The 20,458-nt window shown below is 60.0% G+C and carries 15 protein-coding genes; 6 read left to right on the top strand and 9 right to left on the bottom strand.

The annotated features are described in order from the left end of the window. The first annotated feature begins 27 nt into the window (after positions 1-27). Both ACR0J5_RS04430 and ACR0J5_RS04435 read left to right on the top strand, forming a co-directional pair. On the top strand, positions 28-657 hold the full coding sequence (locus ACR0J5_RS04430; RefSeq protein WP_480650793.1) for a TRAP transporter small permease subunit: 630 nt from the start codon (positions 28-30) through the stop codon (positions 655-657). Positions 658-660: 3 nt separating this feature from the next. Next, complete coding sequence (locus tag ACR0J5_RS04435; RefSeq protein WP_480650795.1) at positions 661-2,064, top strand: TRAP transporter large permease; 1,404 nt, start codon at positions 661-663, stop codon at positions 2,062-2,064. Positions 2,065-2,194: 130 nt separating this feature from the next. On the opposite strand, the gene ACR0J5_RS04440 is transcribed toward ACR0J5_RS04435, so the two are convergent. Further along, positions 2,195-3,238 (bottom strand): ornithine cyclodeaminase, encoded by a 1,044-nt coding sequence (locus tag ACR0J5_RS04440; protein WP_480650797.1) that lies wholly within the window; start codon positions 3,236-3,238, stop codon positions 2,195-2,197. Next, a complete protein-coding gene (rocF, locus tag ACR0J5_RS04445) occupies positions 3,238-4,158 on the bottom strand; it encodes an arginase (RefSeq protein ID WP_480650799.1) in 921 nt (306 codons plus the stop codon). The genes ACR0J5_RS04440 and rocF overlap by 1 nt, the downstream gene beginning before the upstream one ends. 86 nt (positions 4,159-4,244) lie before the next feature. On the opposite strand from rocF, the gene ACR0J5_RS04450 reads away from it, so the two are divergent. Continuing rightward, complete coding sequence (locus tag ACR0J5_RS04450; protein WP_480650801.1) at positions 4,245-4,673, top strand: Lrp/AsnC family transcriptional regulator; 429 nt, start codon at positions 4,245-4,247, stop codon at positions 4,671-4,673. A 90-nt stretch (positions 4,674-4,763) separates the two neighbouring features. Then, complete coding sequence (mprF, locus tag ACR0J5_RS04455) at positions 4,764-7,370, top strand: bifunctional lysylphosphatidylglycerol flippase/synthetase MprF (RefSeq protein WP_480650803.1); 2,607 nt, start codon at positions 4,764-4,766, stop codon at positions 7,368-7,370. Between the two features lie 3 nt (positions 7,371-7,373). Here the strand turns inward: mprF and ACR0J5_RS04460 are convergent, their stop codons facing one another. The 4 genes from ACR0J5_RS04460 to ACR0J5_RS04475 form a co-directional block, all read right to left on the bottom strand. Next, entirely contained in the window at positions 7,374-8,936 is a 1,563-nt protein-coding gene (locus ACR0J5_RS04460; RefSeq protein ID WP_480650805.1) for an efflux transporter outer membrane subunit, read from the bottom strand. An 11-nt stretch (positions 8,937-8,947) separates the two neighbouring features. Then, entirely contained in the window at positions 8,948-10,093 is a 1,146-nt protein-coding gene (locus ACR0J5_RS04465) for an HlyD family secretion protein (protein ID WP_480650807.1), read from the bottom strand. 21 nt (positions 10,094-10,114) lie between these two features. Beyond that, positions 10,115-10,477 (bottom strand): DUF3302 domain-containing protein, encoded by a 363-nt coding sequence (locus ACR0J5_RS04470; RefSeq protein ID WP_480650808.1) that lies wholly within the window; start codon positions 10,475-10,477, stop codon positions 10,115-10,117. Positions 10,478-10,613: 136 nt separating this feature from the next. After that, positions 10,614-11,375, bottom strand: a complete 762-nt coding sequence (locus ACR0J5_RS04475) for a DeoR/GlpR family DNA-binding transcription regulator (RefSeq protein WP_480650810.1) — start codon at positions 11,373-11,375, stop codon at positions 10,614-10,616. A gap of 188 nt (positions 11,376-11,563) precedes the next feature. On the opposite strand from ACR0J5_RS04475, the gene glpD reads away from it, so the two are divergent. Beyond that, the gene (glpD, locus tag ACR0J5_RS04480) at positions 11,564-13,150 is read left to right on the top strand and encodes a glycerol-3-phosphate dehydrogenase (protein WP_480650812.1); all 1,587 of its coding nucleotides are present in this window, start codon (positions 11,564-11,566) and stop codon (positions 13,148-13,150) included. A gap of 37 nt (positions 13,151-13,187) precedes the next feature. On the opposite strand, the gene ACR0J5_RS04485 is transcribed toward glpD, so the two are convergent. The 3 genes from ACR0J5_RS04485 to metG all read right to left on the bottom strand — a co-directional run bounded on the left by ACR0J5_RS04485 (position 13,188) and on the right by metG (position 19,480). After that, positions 13,188-16,325, bottom strand: a complete 3,138-nt coding sequence (locus ACR0J5_RS04485) for an efflux RND transporter permease subunit (RefSeq protein ID WP_480650814.1) — start codon at positions 16,323-16,325, stop codon at positions 13,188-13,190. Between the two features lie 3 nt (positions 16,326-16,328). Next, positions 16,329-17,489, bottom strand: a complete 1,161-nt coding sequence (locus tag ACR0J5_RS04490) for an efflux RND transporter periplasmic adaptor subunit (protein ID WP_480650816.1) — start codon at positions 17,487-17,489, stop codon at positions 16,329-16,331. Positions 17,490-17,758: 269 nt separating this feature from the next. Continuing rightward, complete coding sequence (gene metG, locus ACR0J5_RS04495) at positions 17,759-19,480, bottom strand: methionine--tRNA ligase (RefSeq protein WP_480650818.1); 1,722 nt, start codon at positions 19,478-19,480, stop codon at positions 17,759-17,761. Between the two features lie 258 nt (positions 19,481-19,738). Here metG and ACR0J5_RS04500 point away from each other — a divergent pair, with 258 nt between their 5' ends. Further along, positions 19,739-20,452, top strand: a complete 714-nt coding sequence (locus ACR0J5_RS04500) for an OB-fold-containig protein (protein ID WP_480650820.1) — start codon at positions 19,739-19,741, stop codon at positions 20,450-20,452. Positions 20,453-20,458 lie beyond the last annotated feature (6 nt).

The raw sequence follows: 20,458 nt of genomic DNA on the forward strand, positions 1-20,458 counted from the left end.
TAATCATAAAAACAGGGGATCACCGGGATGGCAGGACAGGCCACGGTGCTTGAGGACAGCAGTCGCCTAAGTCGGCTGGACCGTCATCTATTAAAACTGGAACAGTTTCTGGCCCTGATCAGCGGGATTGCCGTCTTTGGACTGATGGTCTTGGCGGTGGTCTCGGTCAGTGGGCGCAACGCGATCAACGCACCGCTGCCGGGCTACGTGGACTGGATCGAGCAGATGATGCCGCTGATTGCGTTTCTGGGCATCTCTTACGTTCAGCGCAGTGGCGGCCACATTCGCATGGACATTATGATTGCACGCCTGCACGGTCGGGCGCTTTGGCTGTTCGAGCTGATCTCGGTCGTGTTGATCCTTGTGCTGATGCTGGCGCTGGTTTGGGGCAGCTGGTCCCATTTCGACCGCTCCTTCGACTTTGGCGCGCCGCTGTGGAGCCGGGATAGCTCGATCGATATCGGCATTCCCCTCTGGCCCGCCAAGCTGCTGGCACCGGTCGCTTTCTCGGTCCTGTGCGCGCGGCTAGTCCTGCAAATCTGGGGCTACGGCCGGGCGTTGGTTCTTGGGTTGGAGCACCCGGTGGCGGTGCCTTTGATTCAGGATGCCGCCGCACAGGCCGCAGCTGAGGCCGAGCAATTCGAAGGGCAGGACTAGCGCATGGACACGATAGACATCGGCCTTTGGGTCACAGCTGGCCTGCTGGTTCTGGTGGTCACGGGCATGCGCGTGGCCTTCGCGGCGGGGTTGGCCGGATTGGTTGGGCTGGTCTGGATTTTCTGGGCCAAGTTCGGATATGACCCGGACCGTTTCGGCAAGGCCCTGACAGTGGCCGTCAAAACAGCAGGGCAGGTGCCCCATTCCAAAGTGGCGGCCCATACGCTCAGCCTGATCCCGACCTTTATCCTGATCGGCTACCTTGCCTATTACGCGGGCCTCACGCGGGCTTTGTTCGAGGCCGCCAAACGCTGGGTCGCCTGGGTTCCGGGTGGGCTTGCGGTCTCGACTGTTTTCGCAACGGCGGGTTTTGCAGCAGTCTCTGGCGCATCGGTCGCTACATCGGCTGTGTTTGCGCGGATCGCCATCCCCGAGATGTTGAAGGTCGGCTATAACAAACAATTCGCGGCCGGAGTGGTGGCCGCAGGGGGCACGCTCGCCTCGCTGATCCCGCCCTCGGCGATCCTTGTGATTTACGCCATCATCGTTGAACAGGACGTGGGTAAATTGCTGCTGGCCGGGTTCATTCCGGGTGCGTTCTCGGCGCTGATCTACGGGTTGCTCATCGTCGGCATCGCCGTGTTCTTCAAAACCGTCGGTCCTCCGGTCACTGGCTTTACATGGAAACAACGCTTCGCGGCCTTGCCCGGAGCCTTCCCGATTGTCGCCGTGATCCTGATCATCATCTGCTTTGTCTACAACCCGTTCGGTGAAAAAGCCTGGGGCACGCCCACCGAAGGCGGCGCCATCGGGGCCTTCATCGTCTTCTGCTTTGCCCTGTTTCACGGCATGCGGTGGAAGGAACTAAAGTCAGCCCTGCTGGAAACAGCCAAGCTGACGGCGATGATCTTTTCGATCATCTGGGGCGTTCTGATTTATGTGCGGTTCCTGGGCTTTGCTGATCTGCCGGGTGCATTCTCGGACTGGATCACCTCGCTTGAAATGTCGCCCATGCTGATCCTGATCTGCATCCTGCTGGCCTATGCGGTGCTGGGCATGTTCATGGACGCCATCGGTATGCTGCTTTTGACATTGCCTGTGGTCTACCCGGCGGTGATGGCCCTGAACGGTGGTGAAGCGGTCAGCGCGGCAGACAGCGCCTTTGGCATGTCAGGGCCGATGTGCGCCATCTGGTTCGGTATTCTGGTCGTCAAAATGGCCGAGTTCTGTTTGATCACGCCGCCCATCGGCCTGAATTGCTTCGTGGTGGCGGGCGTGCGCCCGGACCTGAGCGTTCAGGATGTGTTCAAAGGCGTCACGCCGTTCTTTATCGCGGACGCGGTTACAATTGCGCTGCTTGTGGCGTTTCCGGGGATTGTTCTCTATCTGCCGTCCTTGGCAGGTTGAGGGGATCATTGCGAGGCTCTGCCTCGCGCTCCGGGATATTTCTGGCCAGATGAAGAAGCGGATCCAAACTTCATCTGGCTGTAAATACCCCGGGGGAGGCGCGCAAAGCGCGGCGGGGGCAGAGCCCCCTTTATCCCGCCCGCATCAGCATTCCGTACAGATCGCGCGGATCGTCAGGGTCGGCCAGCATATCCAGAGGTTCAAAGAAATCGGTGCCTTCGATGGCCGACTTGATGAAGCGCAGGGCTGAGAAGTCCTCGATCGCAAAGCCTACGCTGTCGAACAGAGTGATCTGGCGGTCGTCGCGGCGTCCTTTTGCCTGTCCGGTCATGACCTGCCACATCTCGGTCACCGGGTGGTCAGCCGGAAGGGCCTGAATTTCCCCTTCAATGCGTGTTTGTTCGGGGTATTCGACAAAGATGTCCGAGCGTAAAAGAATGTCGTGGTGCAGTTCTGTCTTGCCGGGGCAATCGCCGCCAATGGCGTTGATGTGGACGCCGGGGCCAACCATGTTGTCAGTCAGGATCGTGGCGTTCTTCTTGTCTGCGGTGCAGGTGGTTATGATCTCTGCGCCCTCAATGGCGTCTTCGGGCGTTTTGCACAGAACCACCGTCAGGCCCGAGTTTTTCAGGTTCGCCGCGCATTTCTCAGTTGCGTTGGGATCGGTGTCATAGAGGCGCACGGCCTTGATCCCACACATCGCCTTGAAGGCAAGGCACTGGAATTCCGACTGTGCCCCGTTGCCAATCATCGCCATAGTCGTCGCGGATTTCGGTGCAAGATAGCTGCCGACCAATGCCGAAGTTGCAGCCGTCCGCAAGGCTGTCAGCAGGGTCATTTCGGTCAACAGGGTCGGGTAGCCGGTATAGACATCGGCCAGCAGACCAAAGGCGGTAACGGTCTGCAGCCCTTCGGACGTGTTTTTGGGGTGGCCGTTGACGTATTTGAAGCCATAGGCCTCGCCATCCGAAGTAGGCATCAGTTCGATCACGCCATGGGGTGAATGGGCGGGGATGCGCGGGGTTTTGTCGAAGCTTTCCCAACGTTTGAAATCAGCTTCGATCTGCGCCGCGATTTGCGTGATCATCCGCTCGACGCCCACGTGATGCACCAGCCTCATCATGTTGTCGACGGATACGAAAGGCACCAGCGCCTTGTCAGAAGGTTGGGTCATCAAAAGCTCCGGGTTGGGCGGTCAAAGATGCGGCGGCCCAGCAATGAGGCGGCCAGATCGACCATGAGTTTCGCGGTGCGGCCGCGTTCGTCGAGGAAGGGGTTCAGCTCAACAAGGTCCAGCGAGCAGACAAGACCGCTTTCATGCAGCAGTTCCATGACCAGATGGGCCTCACGCTCGGTGGCACCACCGGGGACGGTGGTGCCGACGGCAGGCGCGATGGAGGGGTCGAGGAAATCCACGTCCAGCGAGACATGCAGGATGCCATCTGCCGCCCGGACCCGGTCCAGAAACGCCATCAGGGGGGTCTTGATCCCGTGTTCGTCGATGCTGCGCATATCGGCCAGCATGGCGTGATCCTGTTCCAACCGCGCGCGCTCGGCTGGATCGACCGAGCGCAGGCCGATCATCCCCACTCGGTCGGTTGGGACAGGTGTCGGTACAGGGGGAAAGGCGTCGAAACCGGGCTGGCCGGTGAAATAGGCCACCGGCGTGCCATGCAGATTGCCGCTGCCGGTGCTGTCGGGGGTGTGAAAGTCGCTATGGGCGTCCAGCCACAGCACGAACAGGGGGCGTCCGAGCCGGTCCGCGTGGGCGGCCATGCCTGCAACGGTTCCCATCGACAGCGCGTGATCGCCTCCCATGAAAATCGGCAGACCCTTCGGTGCCGTATCCTGTGCAGCGCGGCTGAGGGCGCTGGTCCAGCCAACGACCTGAGGCAGAGCGAACAAATGCGCATCCTCGGGGGTTTGCGACGGGTCCGGAGTGATATCGCCCAGATCGGTCACCCGGTGACCCAGATCGCCCAGGGCCTGATCCAATCCGGCTACCCGATAGGCATCCGGCCCCATGCGGCAGCCCTGACGTCGCTTGCCTGCATCCATCGGGGCACCGATCAGTATTACATGTGTTTTGTCCATATGCTGATTTAGGATCAAACCTTGGGTTGCTAGAAGACATCAAAATGTTCAAAATGAAACTGAACTGATCGATATGGCGGTAATACATGGACGATTTGGATAACAGGCTGCTCAGCGCCCTTCACCGCGACGCGCGCGCGTCTTTATCAGAACTTGCGGAGTCGCTGGGCGTGACCAGAACAACGGTGCGCAGCCGGTTGCAGAGGTTGAAGCAATCCGGTGAGATTGTCGGCTTTACCGTGCTCACCCGGCGGGATGTGGCGGAAAGCCCGGTGCGGGGGCTGATGATGCTGGAAATCGAAGGCCGCGGGACCGAGCGGACAATGGCAAGGATCGCGGCCTTGCGTCAGGTGCGGGCGGTGCACACGACCAATGGCAGCTGGGACCTGATTGCTGAAATCGGCACCGAAACGCTTGCTGAACTGGACGAAGTTCTGTTCCAGATTCGCCGGATGGAGGGCATAACCCGATCCGAAACCAATCTGCTGCTATCCACGCGCAAAGGGCGGGTCTGATCGGGCCATAGCGCTTTGAGGTTCAACGAAATTGTGCGACAGTCGCGCAGCGCATGAGGCCTCAGCCGTCCCTCAGTTCAGGAAAGCCATATGACCCAAGAGACAGACACAGACCTTTGGGCTGTACGATGGGCGCAGCGGATCACCGGGCTTTTGGAAAAGCCTGCGGTGCGGATTGCCATTCCAATTCTGGTGACCCTGATCGCGCTGATGGTGCTGCACGAGCTGTCGCAGCACGTCAAATGGTCTGACGTCCAGACTGACGTGGCGAATATGTCGTGGAAGCTGATGTTCTTCGCCTTTTGCTGGACCTGTTTCAGTTTTCTGTCCCTGTCGATGTATGACGTGCTGGCCGTGCAGAGCGTGGCAAAGGGTGAGGTGCCTCTGACCGTCGCGGGAATGGCCGGGGCCAGTGGCTATGCGGTGTCGAATTGTCTTGGGTTTTCCTACATCACCGGCACGGCGATCCGGTATCGCATATACGCGTCGTTGGGGCTGGACCTGAGCCGGGTTGCGGGGGTTATTGCGACCTCGTGGATCGCGTTCTGGTCAGGGTTGGTCTTGTTGCTAGGGATCTTACTGACCCTGCATCCTGACGGGATATCCAAGGTTTTGCCGATCAGTGATACCACCGAGACGGTGATCGGGCTGTGTCTGCTGGCCGCTTTGGTAGCGCTGTTTGTCTGGCTGGCACGTGGCGGGCGCAAGCTGGCCTATGGCGGGTTTGGCTTTAACCTGCCCGGCGGCAAGCTGGCGGGGCTGCTGACCGTGGCCGCGATTGGCGACCTGTTTGGTGCGTCGATGGTTCTGTACACCTTGATGCCCGACGACCTTGGGGTCGGGTATCCCTATTTCTTCACGATCTTCATTGGCGCAATTGCGGTTGGCATCCTCAGTCACGCGCCGGGCGGGATTGGCGCCTTTGAGGCCACCGTGATCGCGGGGCTTGGGGCCTCGGGCCGGTCTGACGTGATCGCGGCGCTGCTGCTTTACCGGCTGGTCTATACCTTCTTGCCATTTGTCATCGCCAGCCTGTCGATTGCCGTCGCCTCGGCGCTGACCCATCGCCACCACATCAGCGGGGCTGCGACATGGGTGTATCGCGCGATCCGGCCGATTGTGCCGATGGTGGCCGCCGGTGTCACAGCGGCGGCCGGGATCATTCTGCTGGTGTCGGGGGCCTTGCCGTCCAGCAGCCAGAATCTGGGCGTGTTGCGGGATTTTCTGCCGCTGTCTTTCATCGAAGCCTCACACCTGACCGGCAGCGTGGTCGGCGTATTGCTGATCCTTGTGTCGCGCGGGCTGTTTCGCAAACTCTACCGCGCGTGGATCGTGGCGATGTTGCTGATGGTGGCGGGGTTCTTTGCCTCGTTGACCAAGGGGCTGGACACGCATGAGGCCATCGGCATGTTGGCCGCGATCGCCATTCTGGCCACGTTCCGGGGGGCGTTTTATCGCGTCAGCGGCGCGTCGATCTTCCGCCTGAACATCCCGTGGCTGGTCAGCGTGATGGCCCTGATGCTGGTGATTTTCTGGGTCGGGCTGTTCTCATATTCTCATGTCGAATACCAAAATTCCCTGTGGTGGGAGTTTGCCTGGAATGGCGACGCCTCGCGGTTCCTGCGGTCCAGCCTTGTGGTCGCGGTCATTCTGGGTGTGGTCGCAGTGAATTCGTTGTTCGGTCGTGAAATCCCCGAAGTGGCCCGCACCGTGATCCCCGAAGCCGTCGAACGCCTTGCGCTTGAGGCCGAAGATACCGAGGCGCAGATTTCCCTGACCGGGGACAAGCAGTTTCTGATCGCACCTGATGACAGCGCGTTTTTGGCCTATGCCGATACGGGCAATGCCCTGATCACCAAGGGCGAACCGGTGGGTGACGAAAAGGCAGGCCAGCAACTGATCTGGCAATTGCGCGAAATGGCCGACCGCGAAGGCAAGCTGTGTGCGTTTTACAGCGTGTCCACCAAGTATCTGCCGACCTTCCTGGACCTTGGCCTGTCGATCCTGAAAATAGGTGAGGTGGCGCGTGTGCCGCTTGGTGATTTCTCGCTGGACGGTAAATCGCGCAAGCGGTTCCGTCAGGCCAAGAACCGGGCCGAGCGGGAAGGCTATGTGTTCGAGATTATCCCGAAGGAAAACCTTGCCCCGATCCTGCCCGAGCTGCGTAAAATCTCGGATGACTGGCTGCAGAACAAGGCGGGCGCGGAAAAGGGCTTTGCCCTTGGCGGATTTGATGAAGAATACCTGTCCTACTTCGATCATGCGGTTCTGAAAAACGGCGAGACAGGCCAGATCGTGGCCTTTGCTAACCTGTTTCAGGGCGGCCACAAGTCCGAGCTGTCGCTGGACCTGATGCGATATGAGCCCGACAGCCCCAGTTTCGTGATGGACGCGCTTTTTGCCGAGATGATGGCCTGGGGGGCCGAGCAGGGGTTCCACTGGTTTTCGCTGGGCGCTGCGCCGTTTTCCGGGATCGAAAACCGGCAGCTGGCCTCATTCTGGAACCGGGTGGGCGGGTTCGTCTATGAACATGGTGAACAGTTCTATCACTTTGAGGGGCTGCGCAGTTTCAAACAGAAATTCGACCCGGAATGGAGCCCGAACTATCTGGCCAGCCCCGGTGGGTTTGCGGCCCCACGCATTCTGTATGAAGTGAATATCCTGATCTCGGGCGGGCTGCGGGGCCTGACCAAGTAAGGCTTAGTTCAGGCTGGCCTGCGTGGGGTCCTGTTGCAGCAGGTCGCCCCAATCGGTGCGATAGGCCATCTCGGCCAGTACCGTATCAGGCAGGAATTCCCGGTTCTGACGGATTTGCCAGCCGCCACCCAACCCCTTGTAGACAGCAACCAGATTGCTTGAGACTTGCTGGCGCGCATCGATCAGGTTCGCTTGTGAATTCAGCAGCGCGGTTTGCGTGTTCAGGATGCGGGAATAATCTGCGATGCCGTCGCGATACTGATCCACCGCGATGTCCGCCGCCTTGCGCGAGGCGGCGACGCTGTTTTCATAAAACGCCACCTGTTTGCGCGATTGTGCATAGGCGACCATGGCGCTTTCGACCTCGGAATAGGCGGTCAGGACGGTGTTCTGGTAATTGGCGATCAGCGCCTGATAAGCCGCATCCTGCGCGCGCACATTGTTTTTGATGCGCCCGTAATTCAGCACATTCCAGACGACACCGGCATTGGCCAACCCCGTTGAGCTTGCCGACGAGAACAAATCGCGCCCGCCCGACGCCTGCAGGCCGATGGACCCCGACAGAACAAATTGCGGATAGAGATCGGCCATTGCAATGCCAACCTCAGCCGATTGCGTGGCGGCGGCCAGTTCTGCGGCGCGTACATCCGGGCGGCGGCGCAGCAGCTCGGCCGGGACGCCCACAGCCACATTCGCGCGGGCCGAAGGGATACGCCCGGAATTGCCCAGCAGGCTGGTCATCCGCGATGGCGTTGTACCCAGCAGAACCGCCAGCGCGTTCTTGGCCTGTTGCAGATCGCTCTCCAACCCCGGCACCAGCGCTTTGGTGTTGTTGAGCAGGGCGGTGGATTCCTGCACGTCCAGCTCGGTCGTCACGCCATTGTCGAACCGCAGCTGTGTCAGATCGGCGGATTCCTGTTGCAGCTGGATGTTTTCCCGGGCAACGACCAGCGCCTCTTGCAGGGCGCGTATGTTAACATACAGCGCAGCCACATCCCCGGTCAGGGTCACAAGCGCGTCGTCATAGTTCGCGACCTGCAGCGCAAGGTTGGATCGCGCCGCCTGAACACCGCGCCGCTGCTGGCCCCAGACGTCCAGCTCCCACTGGGCGTCAAAACCCACTTGCGAGGTCGAAAACTCGGTATCCAGCGGTATGATCTCGCGGACATCCGCAATCGGCCCCAGATTGTCGCTGACCTGACGGCGTTCGATCGAGGCACCGACCGCCTGCGACTGGGGGTAAAGCTCGCCGAAGGCGATGCCCAATTGCGCGCGGGCTTGCAGGACACGGGCCCCGGCGACTTGCAGGTCAAGGTTCTGGGCATAGGCCTCATTGACCAGCTTGTTGAGGGTGGGGTCGTTGAACGTCTCCCACCATTTGACCACGGGCGCGCTGCGCGAAGTCAGGCCGCTGGGCCCGGCGCTGGGGTTGTTGACCTCAATCCACTCCTTCACGACCGGAGAGTTCGGGCGCACGAAATCCGGCCCGACCGGGGCGCATCCGATCAACAGGGCTGCGCTGACCACGGTGCCTGTCAATCCGCGTAAAAATCTGGCCCGGGTCATGTCATGTGTCCTCAGATATTCAGGGGTCGGATGAAGTTGGCAAAGGAATAGAGGCGGATATTGATGCGGCGCAGAAATTCAAAGCTTTGGCCCTGACCGGTATAGATTGCCACCGCCGCATGCCCACCGGCGGGAAAAGTGTGCCCCTCGGGCACATCGACCGAGATTTGCACCGCGATGCGTCCGGGCAGTTTTGGCAACTCAAAGCCGGGCAGGCGGCCTGAGGGCAGGTATTGCCCCTGACGAGTGGCCCACCAGATCGCCTCGACCTTGCCGGTCAGAATCTCGCCGGGATACAGGTCGAGCGCGACCTCAACCTCTTGGCCCGGTTCGACAAATTTCAGGTTCTGCTGGCGGTACGTGGCCAGAATATATGGGTTTTCCTTGGTGACAAAGCTGGCAATCGCGCCCAGTCGTATCTCGCCCACAACCATACCCGGACGGGCCTGTTGAGACACGATCATGCCGTCCTCGGGGGCGTAGATGGTGGTGTTTTCCAGAAAATACTCGGCCTTACCAAGCTGCGCCTGCGCCTGAAGGATACCCGTGTTCACCCCGTCAATCTGCGAATCCAGCGCCAGTTCGGCCTTTTCAAGATTGGCTTCGGCCTCTTTCACCAGCGCTTCGTCTTCGGTGACCTGTTCGTTCCAGCGATCCAGCTCATCCTGGCGGGCGCCGCCTGCGGGCACAAGGTTCTCATAGCGGGCCTGCTGGGTCAGGGCATAGGCCAGCTGCGCATTTGCGCGCTCAACCGCCTCTGACGCGGCGATCACGTCTTGCTCAAGGATCTTGGCGTTCTGCTGGGCCGCCACCAATTGCGCGGTGGCCTCTTCAACCTCAAGCGCAAAGACCGTGTCGTCAAACCGATACAGCGGGTCGCCCTTCTTGACCTCGACATTGGGTTCGACCAGCACCTCTTTCAGGATGGTGGGCTGTGTCAGGCGCGGCACGATCTGGATGGTCGAACGAACCACGTGGCTGTCGACCGAGAAGGGTTGGAAGAACCGAAGCGCGACGAGGAAAATCAGCAGAAGATGCGCACCGACCCAGAACGAGACGATGCCCCAGGTGATGTTGAATTTCAGCCATTTCGCTTTGAAGAAAATGAACCAGACAAAGATGAGGTAGAACAGCGTAATGCCGAGGGCGACAAACATAGTCTTGGATTTCCTTTGGCCTTAGCTTTTCTGCGTCTCGTCCGGGTCAAGCGGATCACGGTATTCTTCATTCACAGTACCGCCCAAGCGCTTGATTTCCTTTCGGATTGCGTCTTTCTCATCGTCGGGATTGCGGCGAATGTCGACGGTGACGCCATCATGAAAGGCCCACATGAAGGCGTGCACCCACGGCACCACGGCCAGAAAGCCCATCCAGCCCATGATTTTGACGGCCTCGGCATGCGGGTGATTGCGCTTGATCGCGATGCGCCCCGGCAATCCCATGATGAACAGAAACAGAGCCATCACCGCTGCCAGCAGCAAAATCAGCGCTACAAATGTCAGATAGTCGTAAAAGCCAAGCGGCTGTCCTATGAGTCCCACGCTCGTGCCTCCTTTTTTGGAAGGTTGCCCTATCCTTTGCGGTTGCCGTGCGGTTCGTCAATCAATTTGTAGTTGGGCGCAGTGTCCGACAGCAAGAGCGCCAAGTTCCCAGCGCGGCTTTTGCCGCGTTGGGGCCTCAGCTGCTCAAAGCGACCCTTGTGCGCCATTGCTGACATTTGGTTGCCAAGGGTTGGGGCAGGGGTTGATCCGTATAGAACACATCCACATCCGACAGCGACGCGATCCGCGCCGGGGCCGAGCGTTGGAATTTTGAGTGATCCGCCACAAGGCATGTCCGTCGTGCCTGCGCGATGATGGTTTGGCTGACCCGGACCTCCTGAAAGTCGAAATCCAGAAGGTCGCCCTGCATATCCAGCGCCGAGCACCCGATGACGGCATAGTCGAATTTGAACTGCTCAATGGTCGATATGGTCAGGTTCCCGATCAGCCCCCCATCTGAACGGCGCAACACGCCGCCCGCCACGACGATCTGACAATTGACGTTATCGACCAGAATATTGGCCACGTTCATATTGTTGGTCACGACCATGAGGTCCTTGTGGTCCAGTAACTGCCGGGCCACGGCCTCGGTCGAGGTGCCGATATTCATGAAAACCGACGCACCGTCGGGGATATCCTGCGCGCAGGCTTGCGCGATGCGCGTCTTGGTGTCGGCATTCAGGGCGCGGCGGTCCTCGTACCCGATATTCGACACGCCGGATCGCAAAACCGCGCCGCCGTGCACACGGTCCAGCTTGCCCATATCCGCCAGTTCGGACAGATCGCGCCGGATGGTCTGAACGGTCACGTTAAACCGCGCCGCCAGATCGTCGACCATCACCCGGCCGTCCTGTTTGGCGATGTTCAGAATGTCGGACTGGCGAAAAGATAGGGACAAATCTACGCTCCTGCTTGGGTTTGTTCGTTTTTGTTCTTTTCGGGCGACATTTCAATGGAAACCAGAGTTTTTCGACAGGTTTTTGGTTGTATATGTGATAAAACGAACATAAACGAACATCAGTACGCGCGAAACGAGGGTTCGCAGCGCTGTCACGTGCATTTTCAACAACGGAGGCTTTGCCGGTCATGGAACAGTCACAGGATCAGGCCGTCGATCTTTTCATCATCGGTGGCGGCATCAATGGCTGCGGCATCGCGCGCGATGCGGCGGGGCGGGGGCTGTCGGTGGCATTGGCCGAGATGAATGATCTGGCCTCAGCGACGTCTTCGGCCTCGACCAAGCTGTTTCACGGCGGGCTGCGGTATCTTGAGTATTTCGAAATCCGTCTGGTGCGCGAGGCGCTGATCGAACGCGAAACCTTGTTGCGGGCGATGCCGCATATCAGCTGGCCGATGCGGTTTGTGTTGCCCTACCACAAGGATATGCGGTTTGACTCCGACACGCCGACCTCACGGCTGCTGAGCACGGTGATGCCGTGGATGAAGGGCCGCCGCCCGGCCTGGCTGATCCGGTTGGGGCTGTTCATGTATGACAATCTGGGTGGGCGCAAGGTCCTGCCCGGGACGGCATCCCTGAACCTGAAGACAGCGCCCGAGGGGCGGCCGCTGCAGGACAAGTTCGAAACGGCCTATGAGTATTCGGATTGCTGGATTGAAGACTCGCGCCTTGTTGTCCTGAACGCCCGCGATGCTGAGGCGCGCGGCGCGGACATCATGGTACGCACACAAGTTATTGCGGCCAGACGCGTGGACGAGCTGTGGGAAATCACCGTTCAGGATCGCGACACGGATGAGGTGCGCGTGATCATGGCCAAGATGCTGATCAACGCCGGTGGGCCATGGGTCGGGGACATCATCCAGACCAAAATCCACGTGAACTCGCGCGAGGGCGTCCGGTTGGTCCGAGGCAGCCATATCGTGACCCGCAAGCTGTTCGACCATGACAAATGCTATTTCTTTCAGGGCGAGGATGGCCGCATCATCTTTGCCATTCCCTATGAGCGTGACTTTACGCTGATCGGTACGACAGATCAGGACCATCCCGATCCTGCCGAACCCCCGATCTGCACCGAGGCAGAGCAGGATTATCTCTGTGCCTTCGCCAGCAAGTATTTCGAAACGCCGGTGACCCGAGACGATGTCGTCTGGACCTATTCCGGTGTGCGGCCGCTTTATGATGACGGGGCCAGTAGCGCGACGGCGGCAACGCGGGATTATACGCTGAAGGTCGACGCGCAGGGCGGGGCGCCGGTGCTGAACGTCTTTGGCGGCAAGATCACCACCTATCGACGTCTGGCCGAAAGCGCGCTTGAGAAAGTGGGCGAACACTTCCCGAACCTGCCCGGCCCTTGGACCGCAGGGGTTGCCTTGCCCGGTGGGGATTTCCCGGTGGATGGCGTACAGGCGCTGGTGAGCGGGCTTGAGGCGGATTTCGCGTTTCTGGATCGGGCGTGGGCGGAACGCCTTGTGCGCGCCTACGGGACCGAGGCGCGGGTGATCCTTGGCGATGCGACCTCAGCCGCCGATATGGGAGAGGATTTCGGAGCCACGCTGACCGAACGGGAACTCAACTGGTTGATGGATAAGGAATATGCCCGCAGCGCCGAAGATGTGGTGTGGCGGCGCAACAAGCTGGGCCTGCGCCTGTCCGGGGACCAGATTGCCCGGATACAAGAGGTGATGGAACAGCGTCGCGCGCAGGCCGTTGGTTAGAAAAAGCCCCGCCGTTCTGGCGGGGCTTTTTGTTGGATCAGGCCGCTTCCTTGGCAGGGCCGGGATCGTTCTTGGACCCTTTGAGCCATTCCCTGAGGCTCTGCATCAGGGCGTAGAGCACGGGCACCAGAATGACGCCGACCAAAGTGGCCGCCAGCATACCGCCGAACACGGCAACGCCGATGGCCTTTTGGCTGGCCGCCCCCGCACCGCTGGCCGCCAGCAGCGGCACAACGCCCAGCAGGAAGGACAGGGCGGTCATCATCACGGCGCGGAACCGCTGATAGGCGGCCTCGGCCGCGGCATCCTTGATCGACAGGCCCTTGGCCCGCTGCTCCATCGCGAACTCGACGATGAGGATGCCGTTCTTTGAGGCCAGACCCACCAGCATGATCATCCCGATCTGCGTATAGAGGTTGATGTCACTGCCCACGATGGCCACCGCAGCCACGGCACCGAACAGGGCGACGATCACCGACAGCAGGATCGACACAGGCATCGACCAGCTTTCATATTGCCCCACAAGGAACAGATAGCCGAACAGGATCGCCAGCCCCAGAATGATGATCACCAGACTGCCCGAGGCCAGCTGCTGCTGCGCGGTCCCGGTCCACTCAAAGGCGTATCCGGGGGGCAGGGCGGTGGCCGATTCCTCGGTCATCACGCTGATCGCATCGCCGGTCGATAGCCCCGGTGCCGGCACCGCTGTGACCGTGGCTGAACGGAACAGGTTGTGGCGTTTCAGCAGGACCGGGCCCAAGACGTTTTCCACATCGATCAGCGTGCCCAGCGGCACCATCTCACCCTGTTCCGAGCGGACATAGAGGTTCGAGATATCCTCAACATTGTCGCGATAGCTGCCATCCGCTTGGATCATCACGCGATAAACCCGTCCGAACAGGTTGAAGTCATTCACATAGTACGACCCCAGTTGCGCCTGCATGGTCTGGAACACTTCAGCCACCGAGACCTGCAGTGTCTTGGCCTTTTCACGGTCCAGATCGACGAACAATTGCGGGACGTTTGCGCGGAAGGTGGTATAGGCCTGACCGATCTCGGGTCGCTGGTTCGCCGCATAGACGAAGGACCCCACGGCTGACGCCAGATCCTGCGGTGTGCCACCACCGGTTTGCTGCACCTCCATCTCAACCCCGGCCGAGTTGCCAAGGCCCTGAATCGGCGGAGGGTTGAACGCCACGATCGAGGCCGCGGATTCCCCATTCGCAATCGCCAGAACCTTTTGCAGAATGGCATTCGCGCTCAGGTCATCGTCCTGACGCTCATCCCAGTTTTCAAGGTTCACAAAGATCGCCGCGCCATTGGTCGTGGTGCCGTTCAGGATCGAAAACCCGTTGATCAGAACGGTGCTGGAAACGCCGGGGATTTGCTGAACCTGTTCATCCACGCGGGCCGAGACGATTTCGGTGCGTTCCAGCGTTGCCGCGTCGGGCAGCTGGATGTCGACAAAGAGGTATCCGTTATCCTCAAGCGGCAGGAACCCGCTGGAGGTGTTGGACATGATCGTACCGGTGCCCATGGCAAAGGCGGCGATAATGCCCAGCCCCACGACCGGCAGGATCAGTAGTTTTCGCACAATTGCCACATAGCCGCCGCGAATGGTGCCGATGAACTTTTCGAACACCGCCAATATACCCTTGGGCGGACCGGACCGGGCCCGCAGAACCAATCCGCACAGGGCGGGGGACAGGGTCAGCGCGTTGATCGACGAGATCACAACAGCGGTCGAGATCGTCACCGCGAATTGCGAATAAAGCCGCCCCGAGATGCCGGGCATGAAGGTCACGGGCACAAACACAGCCAGAAGAACCAGCGTGGTGGCAATCACCGGGCCGGTGATCTGACCCATGGCCTTGCGGGTCGCCTCGGCGGGGGGCAACCCCTCATCCGCGATGATCCGTTCGACGTTTTCAACCACCACAATGGCGTCATCCACCACGATCCCGATGGCCAGCACTAGCGCAAACAGCGAGATCGTGTTCAGCGACATGCCAAAGGCCAGAAGAAAGGCAAATGTCCCGATCAGTGAGACCGGGATGGCCACGGCGGGAATGATCGTCGCGCGCCAGCTGCCCAGGAAAACGAACACGACCGAGATCACCAGAATAAAGGTCAGGATCAGGGTCGAGACCACGTCGTTCAGCGATTGTTCGACAAAGTCGGTGGTGTTGAACGGAACGTCAAATTCAACATCTGTAGGGAAGGTGCGCGAGAGGCGTTCCAGCTCGGCCTCGACCCGTTCGGACACGGCCAGCGCGTTTGCGCCGGGGGCCTGATAGATGCCGATCACCGTAGCAGGCACGCTGTCGAAATAGCCGGACGCCGCGTAGAACTGGGCCCCAAGTTCGACCCGCGCGACATCCTTTACCCGAACGATGGACCCTGCGTCGCCTGTGCGAATGACGATTTCGCCAAATTCTTCGGGGGAAGTCAAACGGCCCTTGGTCTTGATCGTATACTGAAAGGTCTGCCCCTCGGGCACGGGTGGCGCACCGATCGAACCTGCCGACACCTCGGCATTCTGCTCGCGGATGGCGTTGATTACGTCACCCGGCGTGATAGACAGTGCCGCCATCTGATCCGGGTCCATCCAGATCCGCATGGCGTATTCCAGATTGGTCAGAACGTCCGCCTTACCAACACCCTGAACCCGCGCCAGCGCGTCTTTGAGGTTGATCGACGCATAGTTTGACAGGAACACGCTGTCATACGTGCCGTTGGGCGAGGTCAGCGTGACCAGAAGCAGCATGTTGGTCGATGCCTTCTGCGTGACCACGCCCGAAGACGTCACCTCGGCCGGTAGCGAAGACATGGCCTGCGCCACACGGTTCTGCACGTTAACCGATGCAATATCAGGGTCGGTGCCTACCTCGAACGTCACGTTCAGCGAATAAGAGCCGTTATCGGAAGAGGTGGACGTCATATAGATCATATCGTCCACACCGTTCACCTGCGCCTCAATAGGCGCGGCAACGGTGTTTTCCACGGTTTCCGCATTCGCACCTGTATAGGTGGTCGTGACACTGACCACCGGCGGGGTGATGTCGGGAAACTGCGCGACCGGCAGAACCAGATAGCCGATCCCGCCCAGAATGGTCAGGACCAGCGAAATAACAAGCGCCAGCTTGGGCCGGCTGATGAACAGGGCTGAGAACATCGGTTACTCTCCCGGCTGCTCAGACGCCACGACGGCATCGACAGCCACGCCGGGGCGGACCCTTTGCAGACCTTCGACGATGACGCTTTCGCCCTCGCGCAGGCCATCGTTGACGATGACCGCCGTCTCAACATTGTCGCCGGTGGTGATATAGCGCTGCTCGACCATCTGCTGGTCGTTCACGACCAGAACAAACTCACCCCGCTGGTCCCGTTGCAGCGCGGCCTGCGGGATCAGAACCTCAAGCGTGGGTTCCAATGCCTCAATCTGGACGTTCAGGAATGCGCCGTCCACGATCAGACGGTTGGTGTTGTCAAACTGGGCCCGAATGGTGATCGCGCCGGTCAGAGGGTCAATCCGGTTGTCCACAAAGACGATCTGGCCGGTCTCATCCAGATCGGTGCCGTTGGGCAATGTCAGGTGCACGTTCGGGCTTTGGGTGCTGTCAGCCAGCGAGGCCGCAGTCTCACCATATTGCTCAAGCACCGAGGTGAACTGCTTTTCGTTCAGTGAGAAATTCACATAGATCGGCGCTTCGCTGACCAGATTTACAAGCGCCGGATTGTTTGGCCCGACCACATCGCCAACGCTGGTCGTGATCCGCCCGATCCGGCCTGCAAAGGGGGCGTGAATTTCGGTATAGCTCAGGTCCAGTTCGGCCTGCTGGATCGCGGCTTGCGCGGCTTTGACCTCGGCCTCGGCCACTAGTTCGTTGGCGCGCGCGATGTCTCGTTCGGATTCCGGGGTCGCGTCGCGCAAGAAAAGCTCTTGTTTACGCGCCAGTTCCACCTTGGCCAGTTCCAGGTTGGCATTGGCGCGGTCCAGATCGGCTTTGCGCGCGTCCAGCGTGGCCTGATACAGATCGGGTTCGATGGTGAACAAAAGATCATCCTTGTTCACAAGCGAGCCTTCGGTCACGTCCTGCGTTTCCAGAAACCCGTTGACGCGGGCAACGATGTCTACCTTGTCGATCGCCTCGGCCCGGCCAATGAATGTGGCTTCTTCGGTGATCTCTTGTGTATAGGCCGCTGCAATCGAAACCTTAGGCGGCGGCGCGTCACTTTGATCCTGCGCCCAGGCCGCATGTGCCATACCCACGCAGGCCACGGCGGCAAGGGCGGGCCGGAACAGGCGGAGTCTCGGTTTCTTCGATGCAGGGGACATGGCAAGGGCCTCGTTAAAAAAGACAGGATATCTGCCCGGATCGACAGGATATCCGGACGAGTCGTATGGATTTTGTCTCAGGATGACTTTTTTGCGCTCATATCTCAAGCGTCATGAATGTGTCCGGCATCGGGGCAGGTGTGGATTTTTTGAAGGCGGCAGGCTGACTTACGCAGAGCCCCTCACGCTCGGGTACAGGGGCATGGCGCCCCGAAACAAAAACGGGGGCCGCGTGTGCCCCCGTTCTTTCCGTTGCGAATGTCGCGGTCTCAGTCGCGCGTTCCGGCAAAGCGGGTCTGCCAATCCTCACGCTGTTCGTCGGTGATTTTGGCGAACAGAACGTCAGGTACGGTGAACGCATGACCGGCGGGCAGGGCCTCCAACACGGCCGGGATGTTATCGGGATCGGGCCAATCCGCATTTGTGACGTTCATCGCCTTCAGCATCGCAGCCGCGCTGCTGGGGATGAACGGGCTGCTCAGCACGGCAAACAAGCGGATCAGGTTCAGACCCACAGCGACCTGAGCCGCAGCGGTGCTGGGGTCGGTCTTGAAGGTCGTCCACGGCGCAACCCGTTGCAAATACTCATTGCCTGCCGCCCAGATAGCACGCAACTCCTGAGCGGACTTGCGAACCTCCATTGCCTCCATATGCCCGTAATAGGCGTGAATACGGCCCGACAGTTCGGTGATCAGATCGCCTTCATCGGCTGAAATCGTTCCTTCGGGTACCGTCTCACCGAATTTCGAGCGGCAGAACTTGGTGATCCGGCTGACAAAGTTGCCCAACACGTCGGCGAGGTCCTTGTTCACCGATTGCTGGAAGTTCTCCCATGTGAACTCGCTGTCGCTGCTTTCGGGCGCATGGCTCAGCAACCACCAGCGCCAGTAGTCGGCAGGCAGGATGTCCAGCGCCTGATCCATGAAGACGCCGCGGCCCTGGCTGGTCGAGAACTGGCCGCCATCATAGTTCAGGTAGTTGAAGGATTTCAGGTGGTCGACCAGTTTCCACGGCTCGCCCGATCCCAGAATGGTGGCCGGGAAGGACAGCGTATGGAAGGGCACGTTGTCCTTGCCCATGAATTGCACATAGCGCACGTCATCGGCCCCCTTATCCGTGCGCCACCAGCGTTCCCAGTCGGCGTCAGCCTTGCCGTTCGCATCCGCCCATTCCTTGGAACAGGCAATGTATTCGATAGGGGCGTCGAACCAGACGTAGAAGACCTTGCCCTCCATCCCCGGCCAGTCCTGATCGCCTTTTTTGACCGGCACACCCCAGTCGAGATCACGGGTGATGCCGCGATCCTGCAGGCCGTCGCCGTCATGAAGCCATTTTTTCGCAATCGAGGTGGTCAGGATCGGCCAGTCGGTCTTGCTGTCGATCCACGCGTCCAACTGATCTTTCATCGCGGACTGGCGCAGGTACAGGTGCTTGGTCTCGCGTACCTCAAGGTCGGTCGAGCCGCTGATCGCGCTGCGCGGCTCGATCAGGTCGGTCGGGTCCAGTTGCTTGGTGCAGTTTTCGCACTGATCGCCACGGGCGCGGTCATAGCCGCAATTGGGGCAGGTGCCCTCAATATACCGGTCCGGCAGGAACCGGCCATCGGCGTTGGAATAGACCTGCTTTTCGCTGACTTCCCGGATCAAACCGGCCTCATCCAGCTTGCCCGCGAAATGCTGGGTTAGCTTGCGGTTCTGCGCGCTGGAAGATCGGCCAAAGTGATCGAAACTCAGGCCAAAGCGCTGCGCGATGTCTGCCTGAACCGCATACATGTCAGCACAATATTCGGCCACCGGCTTGCCTGCCTTCGCGGCGGCCAGTTCTGCCGGGGTGCCGTGTTCATCGGTGGCGCACAGGAACATGACCTCATTCCCCCGGCCACGCTGATAACGCGCATACAGATCGGCGGGCAATTGCGAGCCGATCAGGTTGCCGAGGTGTTTGATCCCGTTGATGTAGGGGATCGCCGAGGTAATGAGTATCCGAGCCATTTTGCGTGTCCACGTATCTGTCTGCGCGCCCGTCTACCCGAAGTCGCGGGCCAGAAAAACCCCGGCTTTCGCCCAGATGTCATTTTCGACACGCAGAGGCGGTGAAAACGCAAGGTGCACAGGGTTTCGAATTGCGCCCGACTGGCAAGGCACAATACCCATAAGTTGTATAGTGGAATCACAACCTCTTGAATTTGCGCGATGGGTACCCATCTATTGGGTATACAAAAGTATACAATAAACGAGGGCAACCTGCTGATGTTTGACTTTTTGCTTGAGGGTGCGTTTGCGCCCTTTACCTTTGCGCTTGCGCTGCTGTTCGGCCTGCTGGCGCTTGAACTGGTGGCGCTGGTCATCGGTGGCAGCCTGCTGGCGGGTGAGGGCGAGGTCGATCTGGATATGGACGCCCCCGATCTGGACGTGGCCGATCTGGATTTGGATATCGATGCCGATATTGATCTGGGCGACTATGAGCTGGCCGAGGTTGAGGCAGACGTTCCCGGTGGCGCGCCCTCGGGGCCGCTGGCGTGGCTGGGGATCGGCAAAATGCCCTTCATGATCTGGCTGGCAGTTCTGCTGGCGGGGTTCGGCCTGTCGGGTATGGGCCTGCAACTGGCGCTGCGCGATCTGCTGGGCTTCGACCTGCCGTCCTGGATCGCTGCAATCCCGGCGGGCGCATTCGGTCTGTGGTTCGCGCGCGGTTTTGGCGGTGTCTTTGCCCGCCTTCTGCCCAAGACCGAGACCGAGGCTATGTCGGAACGGATGCTGGCCCGACGTCGTGGCGTGATCACGCAGGGCACCGCCTCACGCGGGCGTCCCGCCGAGGTGCGCGTCATGGATCGCTTTGGCAACACCCATTACCTGCGCGCCGAGCCGCTGCAGGATAACGAGACGCTGGAGCAGGGCACAGAAGTCCTTGTTCTGCGCGACAGACGGCGCGACCGGTTCGTTCTGGTCGGCTTGTCAGACTAACCAAAT

It is taken from the genome of Ruegeria sp. BE1, from assembly GCF_056538885.1.